Origin of the sequence: Streptomyces harbinensis, assembly GCF_900116145.1 — a bacterium.
Taxonomy (GTDB): Bacteria; Actinomycetota; Actinomycetes; order Streptomycetales; family Streptomycetaceae; genus Streptomyces; species Streptomyces carpaticus.
Genome location: NZ_FPAB01000005.1, coordinates 473,493 through 492,280, shown reverse-complemented (window position 1 = coordinate 492,280; position 18,788 = coordinate 473,493). Strand labels below are relative to the sequence as shown.

Sequence of the window (18,788 nt, the reverse complement as noted above, 5' to 3'; positions counted from 1 at the left end):
CACTCCCCTGGTAATGGGCCACACTGATAGTGACCCTTACAAGTACAGTGTCACTCTAAGCAGGCGGGAGTAAGGAACACAAGTGGAACTGGCCTATTACTCGGACTTCGCGGTGCGCCTGGTCAACAGCGAGGAACCGCTGCGGGAGAAGGACACCCTCACCTCCGTGGAATCCGTCCGCGCCCTCTTCGGCCCCATGCAGCAGCTGGCCCGCCGGGCCGGCGAGGCCGACATCACCCGCCTCAAGGGAGTACGTACCCGGCTGCGCGCCGTCTTCACCGCCGCCGCCGAGGGCGACGAGGTACGGGCCGTGGATCTGCTCAACGCCCTGCTCCTGGAGTACCCCGCCAGCCCGCAGATCTCCGGGCACGAGTACCGGGACGACGACACCGGCCGCCCGCTGTGGCATCTGCACCTGGCCGAGCACCCCTCGAACGCCACCGCCGGCTACGCCGCGATCGCCTGCATGGGACTCACCTTCCAGCTCACCGACCTGGGGGTGGACCGGCTCGGCATCTGCGAGGCCGGACCCTGCCGCAACGCGTATATCGACACGTCAACAAACCGCTCCAAACGCTACTGTTCGGATCGCTGTGCGACACGCGCCAACGTCGCCGCCTACCGGGCCCGCAAGCGCCGCGAACGCGAACTGAGCGGCCGTACCGCCGACGGCAGCCAGCCCAGCACCGCCAGCGGCGACCGCTGAGACCGGCGCGGCGACCGCAGCCGCACCAGCGCCCGCGCCACCACCAGATCGTCCGGAACCGCCCCGAACTCCCGGCTGTCGTTGGTGACCTCGGGGTTGTCCCCGACCACCCACCAGCCCGCGCCCCGCCGCTCCACCGCGCGCTTGACGATCAGCAGATCGTGCTGGAACGGATGGCGCAGCACCACCACATCGCCCGGCCGCACCCGGGCCCCGTACCGCAGCAGCAACCGGTCGCCCGGGCGCAGCGTGGGCAGCATCGAGGGGTTGTACACCTCGGCGAGGCCGATCCGCCCCGTCCCGTCCGCACGCCGCCCTGCCCGCTCCGTCATCCGCCCGCTGCCTCTTCCTGTGCTCGACCGGCCTTCGCACTCGGCCGGTTGGCCCGCTCGCATCGGACTTTGGATGTAAGCCGGGCCCGGTGACCGGGGTCAACCGAGAAAAGCCGCCCCTCACGGAGTAATGTCGCACGCGAGAAGACGATCACGAGGAAGGACGGCCCCATGCTCTCCCGCCTTTTCGCCCCCACGGTGAAGGTCAGTGCCCACTGCGACCTGCCGTGCGGCGTGTACGACCCCGCCCAGGCGCGCATCGAGGCAGAATCCGTCAAGGCAGTCCAGGAGAAGTACCAGGCCAACGAGGACCCGCACTTCCGGGCCCGGGCCACCGTCATCAAGGAAGAGCGGGCCGAGCTGGCCAAGCACCACGTGTCGGTGCTGTGGAGCGACTACTTCAAGCCGCCGCACTTCGAGAAGTACCCGGAGCTGCACCAGCTGGTCAACGACACCCTGAAGGCGCTCAGCGCGGCCAAGGGTTCCACCGACCCGGCCACCGGCCAGAAGGCCCTGGACTACATCGCGAAGATCGACGAGATCTTCTGGGAGACCAAGAAGGCGTGAACGCCGGCTCAGGTCGCCCTGCGGCGCCCGGCCCCTCGGGGGACGGGCGCCGCCGGTGTGTACGGGGAGGTTCCGGGCCCGGTACGTCCCCGACCCCGGGCGGCTCTGTGCGGTTGTCGGCCGGCCGCCCGTGCCACACGCTGGGGATGTGAGTACAGGCGGCCCGGGGCACCCCACCAGGGACGGGGCCGACCCCTGGTCCGGGCCCCCGGACGAGGCGGCCACCGCCCGGGCCGTCCTGGACGCCTCCGGGACGGTCACGCACTGGAACGACGGCGCCCGCCGGCTGCTCGGCCACCCCGCGGCCGAGACCGTCGGCCGTCCCGCCGCCGGACTGCTCGCCGATCCCGTACCGCCCGGCGTCCCGCCCCCGGACGGCGGCCCGCTGCTCTGGAAGGGCCGGGTCGCGCTGCGGCACCGCGACGGACGGCGGCTCACCGTACGCCTGCTCGTCCACCGGCTGTCGGAGCGGGACGGTCACCCGGACGGCTGGCTGGTGGTCAGCCCGATCACCGGCACCACCCGCACCCCGCAGGACGACCAGCTCCCCCGCTCCGCCTTCCTGTACGCGCCCAACGCCCTCGCGCTCTACGACACCGACATCCGGCTGCGCCGCGCCAACCGGGCCATGGAGGAGGTCATCGGCGTCACCGAGGACGAGGTGCGCGGGCTGCGGCTGTCGGAGATCGGCGGCAAACCCCAGAGCATCGAGCTGGAGGAACAACTGCGCGAAGCGGTACGGACCGGCCGGCCCCGGGACGTCCGCACCCGGCTGCGCACCGGCGGCGAGACCCGCGAGCACGCCTGGCTCGGCCGCATCGCCCCGGTGTGGGACCAGGAGGGCCGGCTGGTGGCCGTGGCGCTGGCCGCCGTGGACATCACCGGCGAGGACCGGGCCCGGGTGCGGCTCCAGCTGGTCAACGACGCCGGGCGGCGGATCGGCAGCACCCTGGAGGTCGGCCGCACCGCGCAGGAGCTGGTGGACGTGTGCGTTCCCCGGCTCGCCGACTTCGCCACCGTCGACCTGCTGGCCGTCCCGCACCCGCACGGCGCCGCGCTGCCCGCCCTGGAGGAGGGGACGCTGACCCTGCGCCGCGTCGCCCACCGCTCCGCCCTGCCGGAGAGCCCCGGGGCGCTGGTGGCGGACGGCGAGGTGTGGGACCACCCGGTCTCCGCCTCCCCGGTACGGGCGGTGCTCTCCGGCGAACCGGTGGTGCTGGACCGCGACGACCCCGACTTCCTGGCCTGGGTGGAACAGGACCCGGTACGCGGGCGGCGGGCCCGGGAGCTGGGCGTGCACTCGGCGCTCACCGTCCCGCTGTCGGCGCGCGGGGTGACCCTGGGCGTGGCGCAGTTCGCCCGCTACCGGCGCCCGGACCCGTTCGCGCCCGACGACGTCCTGGTGGCGCGGGAGATCGCCGCGCGGGCCGCCGTGTGCCTGGACAACGCGCAGCGGTTCACCCACGAGCGCGAGACAGCCCTCGGGCTCCAGCGCAGCCTGCTCCCGCAGACCCTCCCGCAGCGCACCGCCGTCCAGGTCGCCTCCCGCTATCTGGCGGCGGCCGGGCAGACCGGGGTGGGCGGCGACTGGTTCGACGTCATCCCGCTGTCCGGCGCCCGGGTGGGGCTGATCGTGGGCGACGTGGTGGGCCACGGGGTGCAGGCGTCCGCGACGATGGGCCGGCTGCGTACCGCCGTCCGCACCCTGGCGGACGTCGATCTGCCGCCCGATGAGCTGCTCACCCACCTGGACGACCTGGTGCTCCGGCTGTCGGAGGACACCGGCGTGGCCGAGGGCCCCGGGGACATCGGCGCCACCTGCCTGTACGCGGTCTACGACCCGGTGAACGGCTCCTGCACCGTCGCCAGGGCCGGGCACCCGCCGCCCGTGCTGTACCTGCCGGAGACGGCGGAGGTCATCACGGTGGAGCTGCCGGCCGGGCCGCCGCTGGGCCTGGGCGGGCTGCCGTTCGAGTCGGCGGAGCTGACCCTGCCCGAGGGCTCGGTGCTGGCGCTGTTCACCGACGGCCTCGTGGAGCGCCGGGACCGGGACATGGACGAGGGGTACCGGCGGCTGCACCGGGCGATCGCCGCCCCCGCGCCCTCGCTCGACGCCCGCTGCGAGGAGGTGATCAGCACCCTGCTCGCCGGGGAGCCGCCGGGCGACGACGTGGCGCTGCTGATGGCGCGCACCCGGATGCTCGACGAGCGGAACGTCGCCGCCTGGGACATCCCCGACGACCCGGCCAGCTGCGGCATCGCCCGGCAGGATGTGAGCGGGCAGCTGACGGACTGGGGGCTCGCGGAGCTGGTGTTCACCACCGAGCTGGTGGTCACCGAGCTGATCGCCAACGCCATCCGGCACGCCACCGGGCCGATCCGGCTGCGGCTGATCCTGGACCGCACGCTGATCGTGGAGGTCTCGGACACCAGCAGCACCGCCCCGCATCTGCGCCGGGCGGCCGGGTTCGACGAGGGCGGGCGCGGGCTGATGCTGGTGGCCCAGCTGACGGAGCGCTGGGGCACCCGCCAGTCGGCCGGCGGCAAGACCATCTGGGCGGAGCAGCAGCTGCCGGACCGTCCCTGACCCCGCCGGACGGCGGACGGCCCGGGGCCGGGTTCAGCGGCTCAGCGGCTCAGCGGCTCAGCGGCTCAGCGGCTCAGCGGCTCAGCCGAGCGCGGCGAGCAGTTCGCGGCAGGCTTCCTCGCAGCGGCGGCAGGCGTCGGCGCAGATCCGGCAGTGTTCGTGCATCTCCGCGTGCCGGCCGCACTCGTCGCCGCACGCCTTGCACGCCGCCACGCACGCCGTCAGCTGGGCGCGGGTGAGCTGCGCGTCGTAGCCGGTGTGCCGGGACAGCACCCGCCCGGTCGTCTCGCAGACGTCCGCGCAGTCCAGGTCGGTACGCACGCACTTGGCGAGGTCGGCCACCCGCACCTCCGACAGACAGGCGTCCGCGCACGCCGTACAGCTCTGCGCGCAGGCCACACACGCCTCGATGCAGCGCGCCATCGCCTCCCGGTCGACGTGCCCCAGGTCGGCGGGGTAGCTGCGCAGCATGCCGCGGATCATGGTCTCGTGTGCCGTGGTCATCGTTCTTCGCCCCTTCTCCTCCGGTGTTCTCCTCGTTCTGCGATGGCTGGGTCACGGGTGGCCGCGGCGGCCCGCGGGCAAACCTCTAGGCTGCGGCGCATGACGTCCTCCGCAGCCGCCCCGCCCCTGTCCGCCGCCGTCGTCGTGCACGACCGGGAGCGCGCCCGGGTGGTGCTGCTGCGGCGCGGCGCGGGGGCGCGGTTCGGGGCGGGCCTGTGGGACCTGCCGTTGGGCAAGTGCGAGCCGGGCGAGCCGGTGACCCGGGGCGCGGTGCGGGAACTGCGCGAGGAGACCGGTCTGGTGGTGGCGGAGGAGGATCTGCGGCTGGCGTCGGTGGTGCACGCGGCGCCGGGTATCGGCTCGGCGGCCGGGTTCCTCACGGTGGTGTTCGTGGCCGAGCGGTGGCAGGGCGAGCCGGTGAACACCGAGCCGGGCAAGCACAGCGAGGTGCGCTGGGTGGGGACCGGCGAGGTGCCGGCCGGGGAGATGGTGCTCTCCACCGACCGGATGCTGCACCGCGCGCTGCGCGGGGAGCCGGTGGTCAGCCTGCACGGCTGGGGGTGAGGATGCCGAGCCGCTGTGTGGCGCGGGTGAGCGCGACGTAGCGGTCGGGCAGCGGCATCGCACCGGGGTCCACGACGAGGACGGTGTCGTACTCCAGGCCCTTGGCGGTGCGCGGGTCCAGCACGCTCACCCCGGGTACGGGGCCGACCGCCGCGGTGAGCGCGGGCAGCAGGTCCGGCGGGGCGATCACGGCGGCGGTGCCACCGGGGTGCGCGGCGCGTTCGTCCGCCAGGGCGCGGGCGGTCCCGGCGGGCAGCCGGCCGGCGGGCACGGTGCGGTGCCACGGCGGCACGCCGGTGGAGCGTACGGCGCGGGGCGGGCGCAGCTCCGGGTCGATGGCGCGCAGCACATCGGCGGCCGGGGCGGCGATCTCGGCGGGCAGCCGGTAGTTGACGGTCAGCTCGACGGTACGGGCCCGGCCGGGCCCCAGGTGCGGGTCGAGGGCCGCGGCCCAGGAGCGGGCGCCGCCGGGCGCGGAGGTCTGCGCGATGTCGCCGACCAGGGTCATGGAGCGGGCCGGGCAGCGGCGCAGCAGCAGCCGCCAGGTCATGGCGGACAGTTCCTGCGCCTCGTCGACCACGATGTGCCCGAACGCCCAGGTGCGGTCGGCGGCGGCGCGTTCTGCGGGGGTGCGGTGGTCGGCTTCCGCGTGGCGTTCGGCGAGCCGGCCGGCGTCGAGCAGGTCGAAGGCGGACAGGGTCTCGGGGTCGGTGCCGTCGTCGTGTTCGGTGGCGCGGGAGCCGCGGGCGACGTCCAGGGCTTCCTGGGCGAGCCGCAGCCGTTCGGCGTGCTCGGCGGCTTCGGCGGCCCGGGCGGCGCGGTCGTCGGTGCCGAGGAGTTCGGCGGCCTCGTCCAGCAGCGGTACGTCCGAGGGGGCCCAGCCGCCGGGCTCGCGCAGCAGCAGGCCGCGTTCCGCGTCGGTGAGGCGGGGGGCGGCGGTGGCCAGCCGGCGGGGCGAGGCGAACAGGTCGGCGAGCAGCCGCTGCGGGGTGAGCGGGGGCCACAGCCGGCGCAGGGCGGCGCGTACGCCGGGGGACGAGCGCAGCTCGGCCCGCAGGTCGTCGAGTTCGTCCTCGCTCAGCAGGGAGTCGTCCTCGCCCGGGGGCCAGTCGCCGCCGTCTCCCCAGCCGCCGTCCTCGCCTCCGGGGCCGAGGACGGCGGTGTGGATGCCGGCCGCGACGGAGCGGGCGAGGGCGTCGACGACCAGTTCGCCGTGCAGGGGCGCGGTCTCGTTGTGCGGCAGGCCGAGGTCGCGGGCGCGGCGGCGCAGCCGCTCGGCGCCGGCCCGGTCGAGGTGCAGGGTCTCGCCGTCGTGGTCGATGCGCAGGGTGTCGGCCGGCAGCCACTGCCGGTCGGCGAGGGCGGCGGCGATCACCCCGGCCATGGCCGCGCGGCCCTTGAGCTCGGCGGTGCGCGGGTCCTCGGGACGGTCGGCGGTGACGCCGGGGTACAGCTCGGCGGGGGTGGCCAGCAGGACGCCGCTCTCGCCGAGGGAGGGCAGGACCTCGCCGATGTAGCGCAGGAACGCGGTCCCGGGGCCGACGATCAGCACGACGTCGCGGGCGAGCCGTTCCCGGTGGGTGTACAGCAGGTAGGCGGCGCGGTGCAGGGCGACGGCGGTCTTGCCGGTGCCTGGGCCGCCCTGGACGACGAGCACCCCGGCCCGGGGGGCGCGGATGATCGCGTCCTGTTCGGCCTGGATGGTGGCGACGATGTCGGTCATCCGGCCGGTGCGCGGGGCGTTCAGGGCGGTGAGCAGTGCCGGGGTGCCGTCGCCGCCGGCCCCGGCGACCGCGCCGGCGGCGAGGTCCTCGTCCTGGACGCCGGTGACGGTACGGCCGCTGGTGCGCAGGTGGCGCCGGACGCGGACGCCTTCGGTGCGGGCTCCGGTGGCGGTGTAGAAGGGGCGGGCGGCGGGTGCGCGCCAGTCGATCAGCGGGGGTTCGGTTTCGTCGGCCGCCGCCGGAATTCCGATGCGGCCGATGGCGCGGTCCGGTCCTTCCGTCATGGTGAGCCGGCCGAAACACAGGCCGTTCTCGACGGAATGCAGTTCGCCGAGCCGGCGGGCGAGGCCGGCGGCGGCGACGTCCCGTTCGGTCAGGCCCTGGTGGCCGAGGCCGGTGGTGGAGAGCACCTGGTCCAGCCGCTGCCGGGTCTGTTCGCGCAGCTCGTCGAGGCGGGTGTACAGCTCGGTCAGGCATTCCTGTTCCCTGTCACGCGCGGTTGACAAAGGAATTCCCCCTTCGGTAAACTGGCTTTATCCTGCGCGAGTTCGGCATTTCTCACGCGCACGAACCCAGCAATATAGCAATGCTTTCCCCGCATTTCCAGGCGGGGTTTTTCTGTATCCGCGCCCGCCCCCGCCCCCGGTAGCCTCACCGGCATGACGCGCGCACCCGGCCCGCTCCCGACGCCGCCGCCCTCCCCGCTCCAGGAGGTGCGCGACGAGCGCTTCGCACGGCACGGGGTACGGCTGCTCCTCAAGCGGGACGATCTGCTGCACCCCGAACTCATCGGCAACAAGTGGCGCAAGCTCATGCCGAACGTGCGCGCGGCGCGGGCGGCCGGCCACCGCGCCCTGCTGACCTTCGGCGGCGCCTACTCCGGCCATCTGCGCGCCACGGCGGCGGCCGGCCGCATCACCGGGCTCGCCACCATCGGCGTGGTGCGCGGCGACGAACTCGCCGGCCGCCCCCTCAACCCCTCGCTCGCCCGCTGCGCCGCCGACGGCATGCGGCTGCACTTCGTCAGCCGGGCCGCGTACCGGCTGCGCGAGGATCCGGCCCACCTCGCCGCGCTGCGCGCCCGGTTCGGCGACCCCTACCTCGTCCCGGAGGGCGGCAGCAACGCCCTCGCCGTGCACGGCTGCACCGAACTCGGCCGCGAACTGCGCGAGGCCGCCGATCCGCCCGATGTGGCGGCCGTCGCCGTGGGCACCGGCGGCACGCTCGCCGGGCTCGCCGCCGGACTCGGCCCCGGGCGGCGGGCGCTGGGCGTCCCGGTCCTCAAGGGCGCGGGCCTGGCCGGGCGGGTCCGCGCCCTCCAGGAGGAGGCGTTCGGCGGCCCGCGCGGCGACTGGCGGCTCGACGAGCGCTTCCACCACGGCGGCTACGCCCGGGTGCCGCCCGTCCTGCGGGAGTTCGCCACCGACTTCGCCGGCCGGCACGGGCTGCCCGGGATCGAGGTGATCTACGTGGCCAAACTGCTGTACGCGCTCACCGCGCTCGCCGGAGAGGGGGCGTTCGCACCCGGCACCACCCTGGCCGCCGTGATCACCGGAGTCCCCGGCCCGGAAACCGTAATGAATCCCATCCACCCCACCACAGAACGCACTTGATGCATTACGATGAGTAATACCGCTGAGGTGGCCGCGAAGATCCAGGCGACAGCACGCCAGTGATCGCGGTAGCGTCGCAGGGCGTACGTTTCGTGTTGGCGCGCGGCACCCTCGGTGGTGCCGGGCAGCGCTCAATCAGTGACAGCCACTGTGGAGGTGAGGGTGTCCCAGTTCCCAGGTGAGCCAGGATCGCAGGACTTCGTCGAGGTCCGGCTGCCCGCGGCGGGTGCCTATCTTTCGGTACTGCGTACGGCCACGGCCGGTCTCGCGGCCCGCTTGGACTTCACCCTCGACGAGATCGAGGATCTGCGCATCGCGGTGGACGAGGCCTGCGCGATCCTGCTCCAGCAAGCCATCCCGGGCAGTGTGCTCGAATGCGTTTTCACGCTGGTCGGGGATGCCTTGCGGGTCACCGTCTCGGCACCCACCACCGAAGGTCACGCCCCCGAGCGGGACACCTTCGCCTGGACCGTCCTGAGCGCGCTGGCCGGTGAGGTGGAATCGACCGTCAAGGACGACAAGACGGTCAGTATCAGCCTGCACAAGACGCGCGGCGCCGCCCCCGGAGCGCCGTGACCGGCGTAGTGGGGCCGCCGGCTGACGAGGGGGCCGACATGAACGACCTGGACCAGGCACGGGCCGCCGCCATCCCCGGCCAGCCCGAGCCGCCACCACCATCACCACCGCCGCCACCACCACCGGCGACGGCCGCCACCCGGCGGGCGCTGCCCGATCCCCAGGACCGCGGCGCCGCCCGCGATCTCTTCATCGAACTGCGCGGCCTCCCCGACGGCTCGCCGCAGCGGGCCGAGCTGCGCAACGCCCTGGTACGGATGCATCTGCCGCTGGTCGAGCATCTGGCCAGGCGGTTCCGCAACCGCGGTGAGCCGCTGGACGATCTGACCCAGGTCGCCACCATCGGGCTGATCAAGTCGGTCGACCGCTTCGACCCGGAGCGCGGGGTGGAGTTCTCCACCTACGCCACCCCCACCGTGGTCGGGGAGATCAAACGGCACTTCCGGGACAAGGGCTGGGCGGTCCGGGTGCCGCGCCGGCTCCAGGAGCTGCGGCTCTCGCTGTCCACGGCGACCGCCGAGCTGTCCCAGCAGCACGGCCGGGCGCCGACGGTGCACGAGCTGGCCCAGCGGCTGAACATCTCCGAGGAGGAGGTGCTGGAGGGTCTTGAGTCCGCGAACGCCTACAGCACGCTGTCCCTCGACGTCCCCGACACCGACGACGAATCGCCCGCCGTGGCGGACACCCTGGGCGCGGAGGACGACGCGCTGGAGGGGGTGGAGTACCGCGAATCCCTCAAGCCCCTGCTGGAGGAGCTGCCGCCGCGCGAGAAGAAGATCCTGCTGCTGCGCTTCTTCGGCAACATGACGCAGTCGCAGATCGCGCAGGAGGTCGGGATCTCGCAGATGCACGTCTCCCGGCTGCTGGCCCGCACGCTGGCGCAGCTGCGGGACAAGCTGCTCGTGGAGGAGTGAGGCGGGTACGGGGCGCGCTCGCCCCGTGCCCCGTAACCCGTACGCGTCACCGCGCGGGCCGGCGTCTCAAGCGCCGCGGGCCCCGATGTGCAGGGCCTGGGCCGAGGTCCGGTTCATCAGGCAGACCAGGACGGCGAGGGCGGTGCCGCCGAGCGCGACCGCGGCCGCCGGCCAGGCCCCGCCGCTGCCGGCCAGGGTGCCGGCCACCGGAAGCATCAGCAGCTGGGTGATCACGGCCGGGCCCCGGCTCCAGCTGCGCAGCCGCCACAGTCCGTGCCCGGCGGCCAGCGGCACCAGCGCCAGGGCCAGCACGGTGATCGCTCCGACGACGGCCTGCATCGGGTCCCCGGGGTCGCCGGTGGCCACCAGCAGCAGCATGTAGCCGCCCAGGCCGGCGGCGACCAGGCCCTGGAGCCCGGTGAGGACGGCGGCGGCCGTCACGGTACCGGGCCGCTCGGCGGGGGTGCTGTTCTCGCTCACGCCGCCAGGGTATAGGGCCGGTCCGGCGCACCCTTGACGCCCGGAACCTCCCGCGCTGGGTACGCTGCACTCCATGCGCGCGCTTCTCGTGGTCAATCCGGTCGCCACCACCACCAGTGTCCGGACCCGTGAAGTTCTCACGCACGCGCTGGCCAGCGATCTGAAGCTGGAGGTCGCCGCCACCGAACACCGGGGCCACGCCAGGGAGCTGGCCCGGCGGGCGGCCGAGGAGGAGAGCGTCGATCTGGTGATCGCGCTGGGCGGGGACGGCACGGCCAACGAGGTGGTCAACGGGCTGCTGCACCACGGCCCGGACCCGGAGCGGCTGCCGCGGCTCGCGGTGCTGCCGGGCGGCTCGACCAATGTCTTCGCGCGGGCGCTGGGCCTGCCGAACGACGCGGTGGAGGCGACGGGGGCGCTGCTGGACGCGCTGCACACCGGTTCGGAGCGGACGATCGGGCTGGGTCTCGCGTCCGGGACGCCGGGGTCGCGGGACGCGGAGGTGCCGGGGCGCTGGTTCACCTTCTGTGCCGGTCTCGGGTTCGACGCCGGGGTGATCGGGCGGGTGGAGCGGCAGCGGGCGCGCGGGAAGCGGTCCACGCACGCGCTGTACGTACGGCAGGGGCTGCGGGCGTTCGCGCGCCATCCGCACGGGGAGCGGGGGCCGATCACCCTGCTGCGGCCGGGCCACGACCCGGTGGAGGAGCTGGTGTTGTCCATAGTGTGCAACACGGCGCCGTGGACGTTCTTCGGGAACCGGCCGGTGTACGCGGCGCCGCGGGCGTCGTTCGACACCGCGCTGGACGTGATGGCGATCTCCAAGCTGTCCTCGCCGGGTCTGACCCGGTATGTCACGCAACTGCTGATGTCCTCGCCGGAGCGCGGGCCGCAGGGGAAGCATGTGGTCTCGCTCCACGATGAGACGGAGTTCACCTTGCAATCGCAGGTGCCACTGCCGTTTCAGCTTGATGGTGACCATCTCGGAGTGCGCACGAGTGTGACCTTCACAGGCGTACGCCGTGCACTGCGTGTGATTGTGTGAGCGGAACGCCGAAAAGTCCTTACAGTCGAACGTTTAGCCCAGACTCCACCCAGGAGAAGTAGGGCTGTGAGCAACACGACACCAAGGATTCAAAAAAAACTTTCCGGAAGGGGTTGTATCCGCCGCTGAGGTTTGCGAACCTCTACATGGCGATCGGGACGGCCGAAACCTCGGCCCCCAGGATCGCCCGAATCCTTCTTCCCCACCCAGCGGGATCCCGGCAAAGACATCCACCGCAGCGCAAGCCACGGCTCGTTCTTTGTCGGGGGGTTCGTGAAAGCGTTCACATTCACAAGCAATGTAACTGCAACGTGCAGGAGATGGAGCAGACATGGACTGGCGTCACAACGCCGTTTGCCGCGAGGAAGACCCCGAGCTGTTCTTCCCCATCGGCAACACCGGTCCCGCGCTGCTGCAGATCGAGGAAGCCAAGGCCGTCTGCCGCCGCTGCCCCGTCATGGAGCAGTGCCTGCAGTGGGCGCTGGAGTCCGGCCAGGACTCCGGTGTCTGGGGTGGGATGAGCGAGGACGAGCGCCGCGCCATGAAGCGCCGCGCCGCTCGCAACCGGGCACGGAAGGCCACCGCCTGACCCGAGGCCGGCCCAGGCCTCGCCCGGCGGCTGCCACCCCGCCACTGCTGCCCCGAGCCGCAGCACACAGCGCACCGACCGCAGGTGCCACGCGATACGCGATGAACGCGACCGAGCCCCGGACCACTTCAGGTCCGGGGCTCGTCGTCTGTCCGCAGCGGGCCGGCCGGCAGCCGGCCGCCGGGTTCAGCGCTTGCGCTGCTCGACGGGGAGATCGAGGACGGCCCGGGTGCCGCCGCCCTCGGCCGCGATCATGTCGAACCGGCCGCCCAACTCCCCCTCCACCAGGGTGCGCACGATCTGGAGGCCGAGACTGCCGTCCGAGCGCGGGTCGAACCCCTCCGGCAGCCCGCGGCCGTTGTCGGTCACCGTGACCAGCAGCCGGGCCGAGCCGCGGCGTACCTCGGTACGGGTGGCGCCGACCTCGATCCGGCCCGTCTCGCCGGGGCCGAAGGCGTGCTCCAGGGCGTTCTGGAGGATTTCGGTGAGGACCATGGACAGCGGGGTGGCGATCTCGGCGTCCAGGATGCCGAAGCGGCCCCTGCGGTGGCCGGTGACCCGGCCGTCCGGGGAGAGTTCGGCGACCATGGTGATCACCCGGTCGGCGATCTCGTCGAACTCGACCCGCTCGTCCAGGTTCTGCGAGAGCGTCTCGTGCACGATCGCGATGGAGCCGACCCGGCGCACCGCCTCCTCCAGCGCGGCGCGGGCGTTCTCGTCGCCGGTGGCGCCGATCCGGCGGGCCTGGAGGCGCAGCAGGGCGGCCACGGTCTGGAGGTTGTTCTTCACCCGGTGGTGGATCTCCCGGATGGTGGCGTCCTTGGTGATCAGCTCGCGCTCGCGGCGGCGCAGTTCCGTCACATCGCGCAGCAGTATGAGCGAACCGATGTGCTCGCCCTTGGGCTTGAGCGGGATGGCGCGCAGCTGGACGACGCAGTCGTTCCCCTCGATCTCCGTCTCCCGGGGCGCGTAGCCGCTGGCCAGCTTGACCAGGGACTCGTCCACCGGGCCCCGGGTGGGCGCCAGTTCGGCGGTGGTGGGGCCCAGCGGGAGGCCGACCAGGTCGGCGGCGAGGCCGAGCCGGTGGTAGGCGGAGAGGGCGTTGGGGCTGGCGTACTGGACGACGCCGTCGGCGTCCAGCCGCAGGAAGCCGTCGCCGACCCGGGGGGCGCGGTCCATGCCGACCTGCTGGCCCGGGTAGGGGAAGGTGCCGCCGGCGATCATCTGGGCGAGGTCGGAAGCGCTCTGGAGATAGGTGAGTTCGAGGCGGCTGGGGGTGCGGACGGTGAGGAGGTTGGTGTTGCGGGCGATGACGCCCAGCACGCGGCCCTCGCGGCGCACCGGGATCGACTCGACCCGGACCGGGACCTCCTCGCGCCATTCGGGGTCGCCCTCGCGGACGATGCGGCCCTCGTCGTGGGCGACGTCGAGCAGCGGGCGGCGCCCGCGCGGGACGAGGTGGCCGACCATGTCGTCCTGGTAGGAGGTGGGGCCGGTGTTGGGGCGCATCTGGGCGACGGAGACGTAACGGGTGCCGTCCCGGGTGGGCAGCCACAGCACCAGGTCCGCGAAGGAGAGGTCCGAGAGCAGCTGCCATTCGGAGACCAGCAGGTGCAGCCACTCGAGATCGCGTTCCCCGAGATCGGTGTGCTGGTGGACGAGGTCGTTCATGGAGGGCACACGGGGAGCTTACCGGCGGGTGTCCGGATGGTGAGCGGCGCGCACCGCCAGGGGTGCGCCGCTGTGATCAGGAAACGTCGGCAGCCGGGCGGATGGCGGCGGTGGGCGCGGGAATTGCGTTCAGAGCATGGACAGCCGCCGCGGCTGCGGTCAGAATGGACCGGACCGCAGCTTCCGATACCTCTGTCCTCCCCGCACAGGAGGGCAGAACGCGAGGCCCCGGTGCTCTCTGCCCTGACGGCGCCCGGGTCCGCGATCGCTCCGGGCTGCGGTGCCGGGAGGGTTGAGGGTCCCTCTCAGGCGCCGCGGCCCTGGGTGCGCGCCGGGACGGCGCGTGCGCCCCAGGGGCCACGGCTGCGGACGGTTCAGCGGGTCTCGGTGACCTTGGCCAGCGCGCGGGGCGCGTCCGGGTCCTGGCCGCGGGCCAGGGTGATCTCGTGGGCCAGCATCTGGAGCGGGATGATCTCCAGGATCGGCTGAAGGTTCTCCGGCACCCCCTCGGTGGGGAGCGCGAAGCCGGCCGAGGCCGCGTCCACCTGGGGTTTGGGGCCCACCACCATCAGATCCGCGCCCCGGTCGCGGAGCCGGTCGAGCACCGGTTGCAGGGCCCGGCCGCCCTTGCCGTCGGTGACGATGGCGATCACCGGGGAGACGTTGTCGACCATGGCCAGCGGGCCGTGCAGCAGATCGGCCCCCGAGTAGGACAGCGCGGGGATGTAGCTGGTCTCCATGAGTTTCAGGGCGGCTTCCTTGGCCGTGGGGTAGCCGTAGCCGCGCGAGGTGAGGACCATGCGCTGGGCGAAGCGGTAGCGGGCGGCCAGGGTGGTGATCTCCTGGCGGCGGTCGAGGATCCGCTCGGCCAGTTCGGGCAGCCCGGCCGCGTCCGGGGCGCCGTCCGCCGCGCGCAGGCCCTGCACCAGGAGGTACAGGGCGAGCAGTTCGGCGGTGTAGGTCTTGGTGGCCGGCAGGGCCTCCTCGGGTCCGGCGAGCACGTCGATGTGGAACTCGGAGGCCCCGGCCAGCGGGGAGGAGGGGTTGTTGGTGACGGCGAGGGTGAGGGCGCCGGCCGCGCGGGCGGCGCGGGTGGAGGCGAGCAGATCGGGTGAGCCGCCGGACTGGCTCACCGTGATGACCAGCACGTCCCGCAGCTCGGGGGTGGCCCCGTAGGCGGTGGTGGTGGACATGGAGGTGAGGCCGCAGGGCAGGCCCAGCTCGATCTCCAGCAAATACTTGGCGTAGAGCGCGGCATGGTCGGAGGTGCCCCGGGCGGTCAGCAGGACGAAGCGGGGCCGGCGGGCGGCGATCGCGCGGGCCGTCTCCCGGATGGCGGGGGCCCCTTCGGTCAGCAGGCGGCGCAGCACGGCGGGCTGCTCGGCCATCTCACCGGCCATGATGCGGCCGGGCCGGTCACTGGTCACTGGTCGCGGTCCTCCCCCGCCGGTACCCCGGCGATGATCTCGGCTGCGGCCCGCCCGCAGACCCGGGCGGCGCCGTGGGTGGCGATGTGCAGGGCGCCGGTGGGCGAGGAGGCGGGAACCCCCATCTCCACCACGACGGTGTCGGGCCGGGCGGCGAGCAGCGCGGTGACGGTGTCGGCCATCCACGGGTGCCGGTGCGCGTCGCGGACCACCGCGACCACCGGCTGCTCGCCGGCCTCCGCCAGGATCCGGGCGGCCAGGCCCGCCGGGCCCAGGGCGCCGGCCCGGTCGGCGGTGTGCTCGGCGGAGCGGGTGCCGGGCAGCAGCCGCTCCAGTTCGGTGGCCACGCCCCACGGGGTGTGGTGGCCCACGGCGATGTTGGCCACCGGGTGGAAGGAGGCCACGTACGGCGGCCGGGCCGGCGGTGTGTACGGGGCGGCGCCGGGCTGCCGGGTCACCCGCAGGGCGCGGCGGGCGGCGGCCAGGCCGATGTCCCGCGCGGGGGCGCCGGGGGTGGTGGTGGCCGCGGTGCGGGCGGTGGCGGTCCAGCGGCCGAGCGCGCGTACCCGTTCGGCGGCGTCGTGCAGGCGTTCCTCGGACAGGTCCCCGTCGCGTACCGCCTGGATGATCGCGTCGCGCAGGGTCAGCACCTCGTCCTCGTCGGAGGGGGTGCCGCCCACGCAGATGGCGTCGGCGCCGGCGGCCACCGCCAGGGCGCAACCGCGGGCCAGGCCGTGGACGGCTTCGATCGCCTTCATCTCGATGGCGTCGGAGTAGATCACCCCGTCGAAGCCGAGGCCGCCGTCCGCCTCGGGGGCGCGCAGCAGCCCGGTGAGCACGCTGGGGCTGAGGGTGCCGGGGCGGTCGGGGTCCAGGACGGGCAGCAGGATGTGCGCGCTCATCACGCAGCGGGTGCCGGCGGCGACGGCCGCTTTGAAGGGGACGAGTTCGCGGGAGTGGAGGGTGTCGAGGTCGATGTCGATGCGCGGCAGGGCGAGATGGGAGTCGACGCTGGTGTTGCCGTGGCCGGGGAAGTGCTTGACGCAGGCGGCGACGCCGGTGCTCTGGAGCCCTTCGACGAAGGCGACGGTGTGCCGGGCGACCAGGTGGGGGTCCTGGCCGAAGGAGCGGACGCCGATGACCGGGTTGCCGGGGTCGGTGTTGATGTCGGCCGAGGGCGCCCAGTTGACGGTGACGCCGGCTTCGGTGAGCCGGTGGCCGATGGCGGTGGCCACCTCGCGGGTGAGGTCCAGGTCGTCGGCCGCGCCGAGGGCGAGGTTGCCGGGGAAGGAGGAGCCGCCGATGAGTTCGAGGCGGGTGACGTCGCCGGCCTCCTCGTCGGTGGCGACCAGCACCTCGGGGTTGGCGGCGCGCAGCTGTGCGGTGAGGGCGGCCAGCTGTGCGGTGCTCTGCACGTTGCGGCCGAAGAGCCCGACGCCGGTCATACCGTTCTCCAGCTGGCGCAGCAGCCAGGCCGGGGCCTCGGTGGTGCCGGCGAAGGTGGGCTGGAGGACGGCGAGGGCGTCGCGGGTGAGGGTGTCGGTGGCGCGGTGGGTGGTGGTCATCGCGGGGCTATCCCTTCACGGCACCCGCGGACAGACCGCCGGTGACCCTTCGCTGGAGGAGGATGAAAACGATCAGCACGGGGACGGTGAACAGGGAGGAGGCGGCCATGGTGGCGCCCCAGTCGTTGCCGAAGTTCGTCTGGAACTGGGTGAGCCACAGCGGCAGGGTGGCCATCTCGGGGGCCTTGTTGAGCACCAGCACCATGGCGTACTCGTTCCAGGCCATGATGAAGCCGAACAGCGAGGTGGCCATCAGCCCGGGCGCCAGCAGCGGGAAGATGATGCGGAAGAACGCCTGGGTGCGGGTGCAGCCGTCGATCAGGGCGGCTTCCTCCAGTTCCTTGGGCACGGCGGCGATGAAGCCGCGCAGCGTCCAGATGGTGAAGGGCAGCGCCATCACGAAGTAGATGACGATGAGGGTGACCAGGCTGTTGAGCGCCTGGGCGTCCCGGGCGTTCAGATACATCACGATGATCAGGATTTCCCAGGGCGCCATCTGGGCCATCATCACCACGAGCACCATGCCGCGCCGGCCGCGGAAGTGCAGCCGGGCGATCGCGAAGCCGGCGGCCAGGGCCACCAGCAGCGCCAGCAGGACGGCGGCCAGGGTCACCACCAGGCTGTTGCGGACGTACGTCCAGAACAGGTCGACCCCGGTGGCGGTGGAGTAGTGCTCGAAGGTGGGGGTGAAGAAGAAGACCGGGTCCTTCACGAGCACCTGGGAGTTGCTCTTGAGGGACGTGGAGAACATCCAGTAGACCGGGAAGAGGAACAGCACGGTGAGCGCGAGGGCCACCGAGTTCAGTCCGAAGCGGCCCAGCCGCTTGGTGCGGCGCGCCCGGACGGAGGCGGCGGCGTCGCGGGCCGCGACGGGGTGCCGGGCGGCGGGGGCCTGGGCGACGGCCTTGTCGGTGGCGGTCATGACTGCGGCTCCTTCTCCTGCTTGAGGATCAGGCGGAAGTAGAAGGACAGGGCGACCAGCAGGATGACCAGGGTGAGCACGGAGATGGCCGCCGCCACCCCGTACTGGTTCTGCATCATGCCCTCGATGTAGGCCATGACCGGCAGGGTCTCGGACTCGCGGTTGGGCCCGCCGGCGTTCAGCGCGTAGATCTGGGTGAACGCCTTGAAGACCCAGATGATCTCCAGGAAGGTGGTGATCAGGAAGAACGGCCGCATGATCGGCGCCGTGATGGACCAGAAGATCCGCGGGCCGGAGGCGCCGTCCATCCGGGCGGCCTCGTAGATCTCGCCGCTGATGGTGGTGAGCCCGGCGTAGAGGTTGAGCGCCACGAACGGCACCGAGGCCCACACGATCAGCACGGTGACGATGGTCAGGGTGGAGAAGCCGCTGCTGAACCAGTTGTGCTGTTCGTAGCCGGAGAAGCCGAGTGTGCGCATCACCCAGTTGGCCACCCCGAACTGGGTGTCGAACAGCCAGCGGAAGACGGTGGTCGTGGCGATGACCGGCATCGCCCAGGCGGCCACCAGGGCGATGGACAGGGTGAGCCGCATCGGCTTGGCGAGCCGGTTCAGCAGCAGCCCGATCAGGGTGCCGAGCACCATGATCAGCACCACGTTGGCGGCCATGAAGACGAAGGTGCGGGTGAGGGAGGCCCAGAAGCGCTCGTCCTCCAGCACCCGCCGGTAGTTGTCGAAGCCGGTCCACTCGGTGGTGTGGGAGATCAGCTGGCGGCGGCCGAACGCCTGGAAGGAGATGAGGAGGTTGCGCACCAGGGCGTAGCCGAGGATGCCCACGATCGCCAGCACGGCGGGCGCGATCAGCACGTACGGCAGCCAGCCGCCGGGCGGTGCGTACCGGCGGCCGGACCGGCCGGCGGGCTTGCTGCCCGCCGTGCCGGTCCCGGGTCCCTCGGTGTCCACGGTCAACATGCGTGTTCTTCCTCGTCCTTCGCTGGGAGGGATC

The 18,788-nt window shown here is 72.9% G+C and carries 18 protein-coding genes; 9 read left to right on the top strand and 9 right to left on the bottom strand.

The genetic code is table 11. The annotated features are described in order from the left end of the window. Positions 1–82 precede the first annotated feature (82 nt). Entirely contained in the window at positions 83–706 is a 624-nt protein-coding gene (locus BM385_RS17245) for a CGNR zinc finger domain-containing protein (RefSeq protein ID WP_093843582.1), read from the top strand. Here BM385_RS17245 and sodX read toward each other — a convergent pair. Beyond that, positions 619–1,038 carry a nickel-type superoxide dismutase maturation protease gene (gene sodX / locus BM385_RS17240; protein WP_093843581.1) on the bottom strand — a complete coding sequence of 140 codons (420 nt, stop codon included), beginning with the start codon at positions 1,036–1,038 and terminating at the stop codon, positions 619–621. The two genes, BM385_RS17245 and sodX, sit on opposite strands and share 88 nt — an antisense overlap. A gap of 171 nt (positions 1,039–1,209) precedes the next feature. Here sodX and sodN point away from each other — a divergent pair, with 171 nt between their 5' ends. Next, positions 1,210–1,605 (top strand): superoxide dismutase, Ni, encoded by a 396-nt coding sequence (sodN, locus tag BM385_RS17235; RefSeq protein WP_019433320.1) that lies wholly within the window; start codon positions 1,210–1,212, stop codon positions 1,603–1,605. A gap of 148 nt (positions 1,606–1,753) precedes the next feature. Further along, a complete protein-coding gene (locus BM385_RS17230) occupies positions 1,754–4,192 on the top strand; it encodes a SpoIIE family protein phosphatase (protein WP_093843580.1) in 2,439 nt (812 codons plus the stop codon). A gap of 81 nt (positions 4,193–4,273) precedes the next feature. Here the strand turns inward: BM385_RS17230 and BM385_RS17225 are convergent, their stop codons facing one another. Next, on the bottom strand, positions 4,274–4,696 hold the full coding sequence (locus BM385_RS17225; protein WP_175543015.1) for a four-helix bundle copper-binding protein: 423 nt from the start codon (positions 4,694–4,696) through the stop codon (positions 4,274–4,276). Between the two features lie 99 nt (positions 4,697–4,795). Here BM385_RS17225 and BM385_RS17220 point away from each other — a divergent pair, with 99 nt between their 5' ends. Beyond that, positions 4,796–5,260 (top strand): NUDIX domain-containing protein, encoded by a 465-nt coding sequence (locus BM385_RS17220; protein ID WP_093843579.1) that lies wholly within the window; start codon positions 4,796–4,798, stop codon positions 5,258–5,260. Here the strand turns inward: BM385_RS17220 and BM385_RS17215 are convergent. Beyond that, entirely contained in the window at positions 5,238–7,490 is a 2,253-nt protein-coding gene (locus tag BM385_RS17215; protein WP_093843578.1) for a HelD family protein, read from the bottom strand. The two genes, BM385_RS17220 and BM385_RS17215, sit on opposite strands and share 23 nt — an antisense overlap. A gap of 153 nt (positions 7,491–7,643) precedes the next feature. Here BM385_RS17215 and BM385_RS17210 point away from each other — a divergent pair, with 153 nt between their 5' ends. The 3 genes from BM385_RS17210 to BM385_RS17200 all read left to right on the top strand — a co-directional run bounded on the left by BM385_RS17210 (position 7,644) and on the right by BM385_RS17200 (position 10,087). Next, a complete protein-coding gene (locus tag BM385_RS17210) occupies positions 7,644–8,597 on the top strand; it encodes a 1-aminocyclopropane-1-carboxylate deaminase/D-cysteine desulfhydrase (RefSeq protein ID WP_093843577.1) in 954 nt (317 codons plus the stop codon). 162 nt (positions 8,598–8,759) lie between these two features. Beyond that, positions 8,760–9,173, top strand: coding sequence for an ATP-binding protein (locus BM385_RS17205; RefSeq protein WP_019433314.1), 414 nt, complete (start codon positions 8,760–8,762; stop codon positions 9,171–9,173). Between the two features lie 38 nt (positions 9,174–9,211). Next, positions 9,212–10,087, top strand: coding sequence for an RNA polymerase sigma factor SigF (locus tag BM385_RS17200; protein ID WP_019433313.1), 876 nt, complete (start codon positions 9,212–9,214; stop codon positions 10,085–10,087). Positions 10,088–10,153: 66 nt separating this feature from the next. On the opposite strand, the gene BM385_RS27195 is transcribed toward BM385_RS17200, so the two are convergent. Next, complete coding sequence (locus BM385_RS27195) at positions 10,154–10,567, bottom strand: hypothetical protein (RefSeq protein ID WP_019433312.1); 414 nt, start codon at positions 10,565–10,567, stop codon at positions 10,154–10,156. 73 nt (positions 10,568–10,640) lie between these two features. Between BM385_RS27195 and BM385_RS17190 the strand changes: the two genes are divergently transcribed. Together BM385_RS17190 and BM385_RS17185 are read left to right on the top strand one after the other, a co-directional pair. Then, positions 10,641–11,609 carry a diacylglycerol/lipid kinase family protein gene (locus BM385_RS17190; RefSeq protein ID WP_093843576.1) on the top strand — a complete coding sequence of 323 codons (969 nt, stop codon included), beginning with the start codon at positions 10,641–10,643 and terminating at the stop codon, positions 11,607–11,609. A gap of 331 nt (positions 11,610–11,940) precedes the next feature. Next, positions 11,941–12,198, top strand: a complete 258-nt coding sequence (locus BM385_RS17185) for a WhiB family transcriptional regulator (RefSeq protein ID WP_019433310.1) — start codon at positions 11,941–11,943, stop codon at positions 12,196–12,198. Positions 12,199–12,384: 186 nt separating this feature from the next. On the opposite strand, the gene BM385_RS17180 is transcribed toward BM385_RS17185, so the two are convergent. The 5 genes from BM385_RS17180 to BM385_RS17160 all read right to left on the bottom strand — a co-directional run bounded on the left by BM385_RS17180 (position 12,385) and on the right by BM385_RS17160 (position 18,754). Further along, positions 12,385–13,878 (bottom strand): sensor histidine kinase, encoded by a 1,494-nt coding sequence (locus BM385_RS17180; protein WP_093843575.1) that lies wholly within the window; start codon positions 13,876–13,878, stop codon positions 12,385–12,387. A gap of 365 nt (positions 13,879–14,243) precedes the next feature. After that, on the bottom strand, positions 14,244–15,269 hold the full coding sequence (locus BM385_RS17175) for an SIS domain-containing protein (protein WP_051131110.1): 1,026 nt from the start codon (positions 15,267–15,269) through the stop codon (positions 14,244–14,246). Between the two features lie 23 nt (positions 15,270–15,292). After that, positions 15,293–16,861, bottom strand: a complete 1,569-nt coding sequence (locus BM385_RS17170; RefSeq protein ID WP_093843574.1) for a glycoside hydrolase family 3 protein — start codon at positions 16,859–16,861, stop codon at positions 15,293–15,295. Positions 16,862–16,868: 7 nt separating this feature from the next. Beyond that, on the bottom strand, positions 16,869–17,783 hold the full coding sequence (locus BM385_RS17165; protein ID WP_019433306.1) for a carbohydrate ABC transporter permease: 915 nt from the start codon (positions 17,781–17,783) through the stop codon (positions 16,869–16,871). After that, on the bottom strand, positions 17,780–18,754 hold the full coding sequence (locus BM385_RS17160) for a carbohydrate ABC transporter permease (RefSeq protein WP_093843573.1): 975 nt from the start codon (positions 18,752–18,754) through the stop codon (positions 17,780–17,782). Before BM385_RS17160 ends, BM385_RS17165 begins: the two co-directional genes overlap by 4 nt. Between the last annotated feature and the right edge of the window lie 34 nt (positions 18,755–18,788).

Coding starts and splice junctions, on each gene's coding strand:
- sodX (WP_093843581.1), bottom strand. CDS start 1,038: ATGACGGAGCGGGCAGGGCGGCGTGCGGACGGGACGGGGCGGATCGGC.
- sodN (WP_019433320.1), top strand. CDS start 1,210: ATGCTCTCCCGCCTTTTCGCCCCCACGGTGAAGGTCAGTGCCCACTGC.
- BM385_RS17225 (WP_175543015.1), bottom strand. CDS start 4,696: ATGACCACGGCACACGAGACCATGATCCGCGGCATGCTGCGCAGCTAC.
- BM385_RS17220 (WP_093843579.1), top strand. CDS start 4,796: ATGACGTCCTCCGCAGCCGCCCCGCCCCTGTCCGCCGCCGTCGTCGTG.
- BM385_RS17210 (WP_093843577.1), top strand. CDS start 7,644: ATGACGCGCGCACCCGGCCCGCTCCCGACGCCGCCGCCCTCCCCGCTC.
- BM385_RS17200 (WP_019433313.1), top strand. CDS start 9,212: ATGAACGACCTGGACCAGGCACGGGCCGCCGCCATCCCCGGCCAGCCC.
- BM385_RS17190 (WP_093843576.1), top strand. CDS start 10,641: ATGCGCGCGCTTCTCGTGGTCAATCCGGTCGCCACCACCACCAGTGTC.
- BM385_RS17185 (WP_019433310.1), top strand. CDS start 11,941: ATGGACTGGCGTCACAACGCCGTTTGCCGCGAGGAAGACCCCGAGCTG.
- BM385_RS17175 (WP_051131110.1), bottom strand. CDS start 15,269: ATGGCCGGTGAGATGGCCGAGCAGCCCGCCGTGCTGCGCCGCCTGCTG.
- BM385_RS17170 (WP_093843574.1), bottom strand. CDS start 16,861: ATGACCACCACCCACCGCGCCACCGACACCCTCACCCGCGACGCCCTC.
- BM385_RS17165 (WP_019433306.1), bottom strand. CDS start 17,783: ATGACCGCCACCGACAAGGCCGTCGCCCAGGCCCCCGCCGCCCGGCAC.
- BM385_RS17160 (WP_093843573.1), bottom strand. CDS start 18,754: ATGTTGACCGTGGACACCGAGGGACCCGGGACCGGCACGGCGGGCAGC.